The sequence below is a fragment of the Streptomyces sp. PTL18 genome (assembly GCF_059510295.1).
Map to the genome: position 1 here is coordinate 1 of NZ_JCAJZO010000062.1, position 10996 is coordinate 10996.

2 protein-coding genes are annotated in these 10996 nt (G+C 76.2%); both read right to left on the reverse strand.

What is annotated here, in order from left to right; all coding sequences use genetic code 11:
- Nucleotides 1–1357, reverse strand: a 1357-nt coding sequence (locus AC5WS8_RS38390; RefSeq protein ID WP_496108112.1) for a type I polyketide synthase, incomplete at its 3' end; no start/stop codon positions are given.
- Nucleotides 1358–1476: 119 nt separating this feature from the next.
- On the reverse strand, nucleotides 1477–10971 hold the full coding sequence (locus AC5WS8_RS38395; RefSeq protein WP_496108113.1) for an SDR family NAD(P)-dependent oxidoreductase: 9495 nt from the start codon (nucleotides 10969–10971) through the stop codon (nucleotides 1477–1479).
- Nucleotides 10972–10996: the final 25 nt, after the last annotated feature.

The following is a 10996-nucleotide window of genomic DNA, read 5'->3' on the forward strand; positions in this document are numbered from 1 at the left end:
GCACCACATGCGCATTCGTGCCGGAGATGCCGAAGGAGGACACTCCCGCGCGGCGCGGGCGGTCGGCGGTGCGGGGCCAGTCCCGGGGTTCGGTGAGGAGTTCGACTGCGCCCGCGGACCAGTCGACGTGCGAGGAAGGCTCGTCGACATGCAGGGTGCGGGGCAGCACTCCGTGCTGCATGGCGAGCACCATCTTCATGACGCCCGCGACACCGGCGGCGGCCTGGGTGTGACCGATGTTGGACTTCACCGAGCCCAGCCACAGCGGGCGTTCGCGGTCCTGGCCGTAGGTGGCCAGCAGCGCCTGCGCCTCGATCGGGTCGCCCAGCGTCGTACCCGTGCCATGGGCCTCCACCGCGTCCACATCGGCCGGGGCCAGGCCCGCCGACGCCAGGGCGGCCCGGATGACCCGCTGCTGGGAGGGCCCGTTGGGGGCGGTCAGGCCGTTGGAGGCGCCGTCCTGGTTGACGGCGCTGCCCCGGATCACGGCCAGGACCCGGTGACCGTTGCGGCGGGCGTCGGACAGGCGCTCCAGGAGCAGCAGGCCCGCGCCCTCGCCCCAGCCGGTGCCGTCGGCGGCCTCGGCGAACGGCTTGCAGCGGCCGTCGGTGGCCATGCCGCCCTGGCGGCTGAACTCGACGAAGGCGCCGGGGGTGGACATGACGGCGACACCGCCCGCCAGGGCCAGCGAGCACTCCCCCGCGCGCAGGGCGTGCACCGCGAGGTGGAGGGCGACGAGCGAGGACGAGCAGGCGGTGTCGACGGTGACGGCCGGGCCCTCCAGGCCGAGGGTGTAGGCGACGCGGCCGGAGACGACGCTGCCGGTGTTGCCGGTGAGGATGTGTCCCTCGACCTCTTCGGGTATCTCGCGGAGCCCGGAGCCGTACTCCTGGTTGCTGGCGCCGACGAACACGCCGGTGCTGCTGCCGCGCAGGGCGGCGGGGGCGATGCCGGCGCGCTCGACGGTCTCCCAGGCGACCTCCAGCAGGAGCCGCTGCTGCGGGTCCATGGCGAGGGCCTCACGGGGGGAGATGCCGAAGAAGGCGGCGTCGAAGCGGTCGGCGTCGCGGACGAAGCCGCCCTGGGTGGCGGCGCTGCCCCGGCCGCTGTCGTGCTGGAACAGGCCCTCGAGGTCCCAGCCGCGGTCGGCGGGGAAGCCGGTCATGGCGTCCGTGCCGTCGGCGAGGAGACGCCAGAAGTCCTCCGGGGTGTCCGCCCCGCCCGGCCAGCGGCACGCCATCGCGACGATGGCGACCGGCTCGGTCATCGCCTGCTCCAGGTGCTGGTTGTGCTTGCGCAGCCGTTCGTTCTCCCGCAGCGAGGCACGGAGGGCTTCGACGACTTTTTCGGAGGACATGCTCAGCTCCACACTTCGCACTTCGATGCGGTCACGGGGCCAGGGGACGGTCGGAAGGTCGGGGGGAGGGCGGCGACGCTCAGTCGCTCGGGCGCCAAGTCACTCGGTTACTCGGTGGCTCAGTCGTCGGCGCCCAGAGCCATCCGGACCAGGTCGTCGACATCGAGGTCGTCGACGTCCACCTCCGCCTCGTCGGAGGCGGCGGGACCGGTCGCGGTGCCGGGCCGGCTCCCGGTGCGGGGGCCGGGGACGGCGGGCGTCGCGGGGGCGAGGGCCATCAGGGCGTCCAGCAGGCCCGACTCGCGGAAGGTGGTGATCGGGATGGACATGAGCAGCTCGCGGATGGCCGCCTCGTCGGGCTCGCCGGCGGCCCCGTCGCCCCTCACCGGGTCGGTGCCGCCGTCGTCGCCGTCCGCGAAGTGCTCGCGGCACAGATGGTCGGCGAGCACGGCGGGCGTCGGGTGGTCGAAGACGAGCGTGGCGGGCAGCAGCACGCCGGTGGCGGAGTTCATCCGGTTGCGCAGCTCGACCGCGGTGAGCGAGTCGAAGCCGAGTTCCTTGAAGGACTGGTCGGGGTCGATGCGGGCCGCGGAGGCGTGTCCGAGGACGGCGGCGACCTGGCGGCAGACCTCCTCGACGAGCCTGCGGTGCCGTTCGGCGGCGCTGAGGCGGCCGAGTTCCGCGCCGAGGCCGGCGCTGTCGCCGGAGTCGGTGGTCGCCGTGAGGTCGCGGACGGTCCGCCGGACGCGGGCCAGTGCCGCCAGCAGCGGGTGCACCGGGCCGTCGGCGCCGAGGCGGGCGGGGTCCACGGCCAGCGGTGCCTGCACCGCGGCCGGCCGGTCCAGTGCCTCGGTGAAGAGGGCCAGGCCCTCCTTCGGGCTGAGCGGCGGCAGTCCGGCGCGTTCCATGCGGCGGATCCCGGCGTCGGTGAGGCCGCCGGTCATGCCGGCGACCTGCGACCAGGGGCCCCAGGGCAGGGACAGGGCGGGCAGGCCCAGGGCGCGGCGCTGCTCGGCGAGCGCGTCGAGGAACGCGTTGGCGGCGGCGTAGTTGCCCTGGCCGGGGGCGCCGAGGGTGCCGGCGACGGAGGAGAACAGCACGAACGCGGACAGGTCGTGGTGGCGGGTCAGGTCGTGCAGGTGTACGGCGGCGTCCAGCTTGGGCCGCAGGACGCCCTCCAGCCGCTCGGGGGTGAGCTGGTCCACGACCGCGTCGTCGAGGACACCGGCGGCGTGCACGACCGCGGTCAGCGGGTGGACCTCGGGTACGGCGTCCAGCAGGGCGGCGGCCCGGTCCCGGTCGGCGACGTCGGCCGCCTCGATGCGCACGTCGGCTCCGAGCGCGCGGAGCTCGTCGGCGAGCTGCCCGGCGCCGGGGGCGTCGGGGCCGCTGCGGGAGGCGAGCAGCAGGTGGCGTACGCCGTGTTCGGTGACGAGGTGGCGGGCGAGGAGCGCGCCGAGGCCACCGGTGCCGCCGGTGATCAGAACGGTGCCGTCCGGGTCGAGCGGCGCGGGCATCGTGAGGACGACCTTGCCGATGTGGCGGGCCTGCGACATGTGGCGGAACGCCGCAGGGGCGTGGCGGACGTCCCACGGGGTGACCGGCAGCGGGGTGAGGACACCGGCCTGGAACAGGTCGACGAGCGTGGTGAGCATCTCCCCGATGCGCTCGGGGCCGGCCTCGACGAGGTCGAAGGCGCGGTACCGCACGCCGGGGTGGCGGGCGGCGACGTCGGCGGGGTCACGGACGTCGGTCTTGCCCATCTCCAGGAAGTGCCCGCCGCGCGGCAGCAGTCGCAGGGAGGCGTCGACGAACTCGCCCGCGAGGGAGTCCAGGACGAGGTCGACGCCGCGGCCGCCGGTCGCCTCACGGAAGGCGTCCTCGAAGGCGAGGTCGCGCGAGGAGGCGATGTGCGCGTCGTCGAGTCCGCCGGCTCGCAGGGTGTCCCACTTGCCGGGTCCGGCGGTGGCGTACACCTCGGCGCCCAGGTGGCGGGCGAGCTGGGTCGCGGCCATGCCGACGCCGCCTGCCGCGGCGTGCACGAGGACGGACTGGCCCGCCTCGAGACGGCCGAGGTCGACGAGGGCGTAGTAGGCGGTGAGGAACACGATCGGCACGGTCGCCGCCTGGGCGAACGACCAGCCGTCGGGTATACGGGCCACGGTGCGGGCGTCGGCGACGGCGACGGGCCCGTAGGCGGAGGGGAACATGCCGAGCACGCGGTCGCCGACCCGCAGCCCCCTCACGCCGGGGCCGGTCTCGGTGACCACGCCGGCGCCTTCCAGGCCGAAGTCGCGGGCCGGGCCGGGGTACATGCCGAGGGCGTTGAGCACGTCGCGGAAGTTGACGCCCGCGGCGCGCACGGCGATGCGTATCTCGCCCTCGTTCAGGGGGCGTTCGGCGTCGGGGGCCGGGACGAGCTCCAGTCCGTCGAGGGTGCCCTTGCGGACCGTGTCCAGCCGCCAGGCGGGCGCGGTCGTGCCGTGCGGCGGGCGCAGTTCGGCGGACTCGTCGGTGCGGGCGAGGCGCGGCGTGTGCACGGTGCCTTCGCGCAGGGCGAGTTGGCCGTCCGGGTGGGCCAGTGCGGCGGGCAGCGCGGTGAGGGAGGCGGCGTCGGTGTCCAGCAGGACGAACCTGCCGGGGTGTTCGGACTGGGCGGAGCGCACCAGGCCCCAGGCGGTGGCGGCGGCGGGGTGGCGGACGCCGGGTCCGGCGGGCCCGTCGGGCAGGACGGCCTCGAGGGTCACCAGGACGAGCCGGGTGGACTGGAGGCGGGGCTCGTCGAGGAGGTGCCGGACGAGGGCGAGGGCCCGCCGGGCCGCCGCGTGTCCGGCGTGGTCCAGGGGTGCGTCGTCGGCGGGCAGGACGGCGAGGAGCGTGCCGGGGACGTCGGCGCGGGCGCCGAGGGCGGTGAGGTCGGCGGTGTCGGTGACGTCGGCGGTGACGCCCGCGGCTGCGAGGTCCGCCGCGAACGCGCGTCCCGCGTCGTCGCCCAGCACCGTGAAGGATGCCTCGGCGCCCTGGTCGGCCGACTGCGGCTGCCAGTGGAGCCGGTACAGGTCGCCGGCGCCCCGGTCGGGGCGGGCGCGCAGCGCGTGGGGGTCGACGGCGCGCAGGGTGAGGGAGCCGATGGAGGCGACGGCCCGCCCGGTGGCGTCGGCGACGTCCAGGGCGACGGCGTCGCCGTCGCGCGGGGAGAGCCGCACGCGGACGGTGGTGGCCCCGGTGGCGTGCAGGGTGACGTCCCGCCAGGAGAACGGCAACCGTCCCTGAGCGGGGCTGTCCAGCGGCAGGAACGCGGTGGCGTGCAGGGCGGCGTCGAGCAGGGCGGGGTACACACCGTAGCGGGAGGCATCGGTGTGCGCCTGCTCCGGCAGGGCGACCTCGGCGTACACCTCCGCGCCGGACCGCCAGGCGGCGCGCAGGCCCTGGAAGACGGGGCCGTAGCCGAAGCCGGCGTCGGCGAGGCGGTCGTAGGTGTCCTCGACGGCGAGTTCCTCGGCGCCCGCGGGCGGCCAGTCGGCGAGCGGCGCGTCGGGCTCGGGGACGGCGTCGACGCCGAGGACGCCGTCGGCGTGGAGGGTCCAGGGCCGGTCGGGGCGGGCGTCGACGGGGCGGGAGTGCACGCCGATCCGGCGGTTGCCGTCGGCGTCGGGTGCGCCCAGCCGCACCTGCAGGGCGAAGGCCTGACCGGAGGTCAGCGCCAGCGGCTCCAGCAGGGTCAGTTCGGTGACGCGGTCGCAGCCGGCGCGGGCTCCGGCGAGCAGGGCGAGGTCGAGGTAGGCGGTGCCGGGCAGAAGGGCGGTGCCGCCCACGGCGTGGTCGGTGAGCCACGGCTGGTCCGGCAGGGAGAGCCGACTGGTGAAGACGTACTCGTCGCAGTCGGCGAGGTCGACGCGGGCGCCGAGCAGCGGATGCCCGGCGTCGGCGAGACCGGCCGCGGCGAGGTCGCCCGCGCCGCGCCCGCGCGTGTCGGGCCAGTAGCGCTGCCGTTGGAAGGGATAGGTGGGCAGGTCGACGACGCGGCCGGAACCGGGTGCGGCGGCGGTCCAGTCGACGTCCGCACCGTGCACATGGGCCCGGGCGAGCCCGGACAGCAGGCTGCCGGTCTCGTCGCGGCCGGGGCGCAGCAGGGCGACGGCGGCGCAGCGGTCGGGGGCGGTGACGGCGTCGGCGGCGAGCGCGGCGAGCGTGCCGTCGGGGCCGATCTCCAGGTAGCGGCCGACGCCGGCCTCCTCCAGGGCGCGCACGCCGTCGTGGAAGCGGACGGCCTGGCGGACGTGGCGCACCCAGTGGTCGGGCGAGGCGAGTTCCGCCGCGGTGGCCGGGCAGCCGGTGACGTCGGAGACCACCGGGATGACCGGCTCGTGGTAGTCCAGGCCGGCGGCGACCTCACGGAAGTCGTCCAGCATGGGCTCCATGAGCGGCGAGTGGAACGCGTGGCTGACACGCAGCCGCTTGGTGCGCCGGCCCAGGCCCTCGATACGGGCCGCGACCTCGACAACGGCGGTCTCCTCGCCGGAGACCACCACCGAGCGGGGGCCGTTGACCGCGGCGATACCGACACGGTGCTCGCGGCCCTCCAGCAGCGGCAGCACCTCCTCCTCGGCGGCCTGCAGGGCGATCATGGCGCCGCCCTCGGGCAGGGCGTCCATCAGCCGGGCGCGAGCGGCGACCAGGGTGCAGGCGTCGGGCAGGGAGAGCACCCCGGCGGCGTGCGCGGCGGCCAGCGAGCCGATGGAGTGGCCCAGCAGGTGGTCGGGCGTCACACCGAGGGAGCGCACGAGGCGGTACAGGGCCACCTCGAATGCGAACAGGGCGGGCTGTGCGTAGCCGGTGCGGTCCAGCAGGTGTCCGGTGTCGCCGAGGACGGCGTCGCGCAGCGACGTGTGGTGGACGTCGGGCCCGAAGTGGGCGCACACCTCCTCGAAGGCGTCGGCGAACACGGGGAACGCGGTGTGCAGTTCGGCGCCCATGCCGGGGCGCTGGGAGCCCTGCCCGGTGAACAGGAACGCGGTGCGGGCGGAGCGTGGCGCGGAGCCGCTCTCCTCGGTGCCCGGTTCGGCGGTGGCGAGCAGGGTGAGGTCGGCGAGCAGGTCGTCGCGGTCGCGGCCGAGCAGGACCGCCCGGTGTTCGAACGGCGTACGGGTGGTGGCCAGCGAGTGGCCGATGTCGGCGGCGGACAGCTCCGGGTGCCGGGTGACGTGGTCGGCGAGCCGCGCGGCCTGGGCGCGCAGCGCCTGCGGGGAGCGGGCGGCCAGCGGCCAGGCGAGCAGACCGTGGGCCACCGGGCGGTCGGCGGCCGGCCGGGTCCGTGCCGTACGGGCTTCCGCGGCCGCTCCGGTCGACGTCGTACGGTCCTCGGTGACCGGCAGGGCCGAAGTCGTACAGCCTTCCGCGGCAGTCCGGGCGGGTGTCGTGGACTCGCGGTCACGACCGGGCGTGGGCGGGGCCTCCTCGAGGATGACATGGGCGTTGGTCCCGCTGAACCCGAAGGACGACACCCCGGCGCGCCGGGGCCGGGTGGCGTCGTGCGGCCACGGCCGGGCCTCGGTGAGCAGCCGTACCGCGCCGGAGTCCCAGTCGACGTGCGTGGAGGGCCGGTCGGCGTGCAGGGTGCGGGGCAGTTCGGCGTGGCGCAGCGCCAGGACGGTCTTGATGACCCCGGCGACACCGGCGGCGGCCTGGGTGTGGCCGATGTTGGACTTCACCGAGCCGAGCCACAACGGCCGTTCGCGGTCCTGGCCGTAGGCGGCGAGGAGCGCCTGCGCCTCGATGGGGTCGCCCAGCGAGGTGCCGGTGCCGTGCCCCTCGACGGCGTCGACGTCGGCGGGAGTGAGCCCGGCGTCGGCGAGCGCGGCGCGGACGACCCGCTCCTGGGAGGGGCCGTTGGGGGCGGTGAGCCCGTTGGACGCGCCGTCGGAGTTGACGGCGCTGCCGCGGACGACGGCCAGCACCCGGTGGCCGTTGCGGCGCGCGTCGGACAGCCGTTCGAGGAGCAGCATGCCGGCGCCCTCGCCCCAGCCGGTGCCGTCGGCGTCGTCGGAGTAGGCCTTGCAGCGGCCGTCGGGTGCGAGGCCGCGCTGACGGCTGAACTCCAGGAAGGCCGCCGGGGTCGACATCACGGTGACACCGCCGGCGAGCGCGAGGTCGCACTCCCCCGCGCGCAGCGCCCGCGCCGCCCAGTGCAGGGCGACCAGGGACGACGAGCAGGCGGTGTCGACGGTGACGGCGGGGCCCTCCAGACCGAGGGTGTAGGAGATGCGGCCGGAGACGACGCTGGCGGCGTTGCCGGTGCCGAGATGGCCGTCGACGTCCTCCGCGGAGGCGCGCAGCAGCGCGGTGTAGTCCTGGCCGTTGGTGCCGGCGAAAACGCCGGTGCGGGAGCCGCGCAGGGTGCGCGGGTCGACACCGGCGCGCTCCACCGTCTCCCAGCACACCTCCAGCAGCAGCCGTTGCTGCGGGTCCATCGCCAGCGCCTCGCGGGGCGAGATGCCGAAGAACGCGGGGTCGAACCGGTCGACTCCGTGGAGGAACCCGCCGGTGCGGGTGTAGCTGGTGCCCTCGTGGTCCGGGTCGGGGTGGTAGAGGGTGCCGAGGTCCCAGCCCCGGTCGGCGGGGAAGTCGGTCATGCCGTGGGCGCCGGAGGCGAGCAGCTCCCACAGCCGTTCGGGTGTGTCGGCACCACCGGGGAGTCGGCAGGCCATGCCGACGACGGCGATGGGCTCGTCGGCGCCGGTACGTGCGGTGCGGGTCCGGGTGCCGGTGCCCTGTGGGCCGCGCCGGTCGTCGGCCGACAGGGCGCGCAGCAGGTGGGCGGCGAGCGCGGCCGGGGTGGGGTGGTCGAAGGCGACGGTGGGGGCGAGCTTCAGACCGGTGCGCCGTTCGAGCGCGTTGCGCAGCTCGACCGCGGTGAGCGAGTCGAAGCCGAGGTCGCGGAAGGCGCGTTCCGGGTCGGCGGCCGGGGTGCCGGGCGCGTGGCCGAGGACGGCGGCGATCTCCGTCTGCAGCAGCCGCAGCACGGCGGTGGGCCGTTCGGCCTCCGGGAGCGCGGCGAGCGTCCGGGCCGGCCGCCCGCCCGCCCGTTTGGCGGTCGCGGTACGGCGCGCGGGGGTCGCCGGGTCGCGCAGCAGCGCCGGGGTGGGCGTCGTGGCGGCGCGGGCGGTGGCGAGGTCCAGCCTGACCGGCAGCAGCACGGCCCGCTCCTGCGCCAGGGCGCGGTCGAGCAGGGCGAGGGCGTCGTCGGTGGGCAGGGCGGCGACACCGGCGCGGGCCATGCGCCCGCGGTCGGCGTCGCCGAGCCCGGCGGTCATGCCGCTGTCCTCGGCCCACAGTCCCCAGCCGAGGGCGTAGGCCGGCCGGCCCTGCGCGCGCAGGGTGGTGGCCAGTGCCTCCACGAAGGCGTTGGCGGCGGCGTAGTTGCCCTGGCCGGGCCCGCCGAAGGTGGCGGCGGCGGAGGAGAACAGCACGAACGCCGAGAGGTCCAGGTCCCGGGTGAGCCGCTCCAGGTGCACCGCGGCGTCCGCCTTCGGGCGCAGCACGGCCGACAGTTGCTCGGCGGTGAGCGTGCCGATCACGCCGTCGTCGATGACACCGGCGGCGTGGAAGACGGCCCCGAGCGGGTGCGCCTCGGGCACGCCCGCCAGCAGTTCGGCCAGCGCGGCGGGGTCGGCGACGTCGCACGCCGCGATCGTCACTTCCGCGCCGGCCTCTTCGAGCACGGCGCGCAGTGCGGCGGCGCCGGGCGCGTCCGGACCGCGCCGGCCGGCGAGCAGCAGATGCCGCACGCCGTGGGCGGCCACCAGGTGCCGGGCGACGGCCGCGGCCACGGTGCCGCCCGCGCCGGTGACGAGGACGGTGCGGTGGGGGTCGAGGACGGCCGTGAGCGGGGCGGTGGGGGCGGCGGCGTGGTGGCGGGTGAGGCGGGCGGCGTACACCCGTCCGGCACGCAGGGCGATCTCGGTCTCACCGTCGTCGAAGGCGTCCACGGCGGCGGCCGGGAGAACGCCGTCCGCGGCCTCGCCGTCGATGTCGACGAGCAGGAAGCATCCCGGGTTCTCCGACTGGGCGGAACGCACCAGCCCTCGCACCGCGGAGGCCACGAGGTCGGTGACGGGCTCACCGTCCCGGACGGAGGCGGCGTGACGGGTGACCACGACCAGACGGGCGCCCGCGGTCCGCTCGTCGGCCGTCCAGCGCCGCAGCGCGTCCAGTGTCCGAGCGGTCACCTGGTGCACGCCGAGGGGAAGTTCGGCGCTCTCACCGTTCACGTGCAGGAACACCAGCTCGGGGACGGCGGCGCCGGTTTCGTCGAGGGCGGCGGACAACGCGTCGGCATCCGCGTACCGCACGGCGCCCTCCGGGGCGGGCCCGTCACCGAGGACGGCCGACTGAGTACCGGGCGGTGTCCGGACCCTGACGGACAGTTCCGCCCACTCGACAGCGAACAGGTCGCCGGCGGACGCGACTTCAGCGGGGGGAAGCGGCAACTCGGCGGCCGACGCGACCGTGACCTCACCGATGGTGGCGACAGGAGCGCCGGTGTCGTCGGCCACGTCCAGCCGCAGTCCGCCGCCGGCCAGCGGGCGCACCCGGATCCGCAGCGCCTCCGCGGAGGCTGCGTGCAGGGTGCAGTCCCGCCACGCCACGGCGACCGAACCGGCCCGGCCGAGCGCGGGTGCCGTGTGCAGGGCCGCGTCCAGCAGCACCGGGTGCAGCGCGACCCGCAGCGCGTCCGCCTGCAGCTCCTGCGGTACGACGGCCTCGGCGTACACCTCGTCGCCGGCCCGCCGTACGGCGGTGAGCGCGCGGAAGGCGGGACCGTGGTCGAGTCCGCCGTCCCGCGACGCCTCGTACAGGGCGTCGACCTCGGCGGGCTCCAGCTCCTCGGCGTCGGCGGGGGGCCGGGTACCGGCGTCGTCGACCGGCTCGGGGGACGCGGACGCCGGTGCCTCGGCGGGCGCCAGGACGCCGTGCGCGTGGCGGGTCCAGGGCCGGTCCGTGTCCTCGTCGCCGTCCGCGGTGACGGGGCGGGAGTAGCAGGCGAACGGCCTGGTGCCGTCGTCGCCGGGGGCGTCCAGGACGGCCTGCAACTCGACGGACGTACGGTCGTCCAGGACGAGGGCCTGGTCCTGGTCGAGCGTGGCGACGTGGTCGCACCCGACGCGGGCGCCGAGGTGCAGGGCGAAGTCGAGGTACGCGGCCGTCGGCAGCACGGCCCGGCCGGCGACGGTGTGGTCGGCCAGCCACGGGTGGCTGCGGGTGGACAGCACGGTGGTGGACACGACGGCGGACGAGTCGGCCAGGGTCACCACGGACCCCAGCAGCGGATGCCCGCCGGCGCGTCGCCCGCTGCCGGGCAGCGGGTCGAGCCAGTACCGGCGCCGCTGGAAGGGATAGGTGGGCAGCGTGACCTTCCTCGCGCCGGGGAACAGCGCGGACCAGTCGGGGCCGAGCCCGTGCGCGTGCAGCGCGCCGACGGCGCTGAGCAGGGCGACCTGCTCCGATCCCTCCGTGCGCAGCGCGGGCACCACGACCCGGGTGCCGCCGTCGAGGACCGACCGGGCGAGGGCGGTGAGGGTGCCGTCGGGGCCGACCTCGAGGAACCGGTTCACCTTGCGCTCGGCGAGCGCCTGGAGC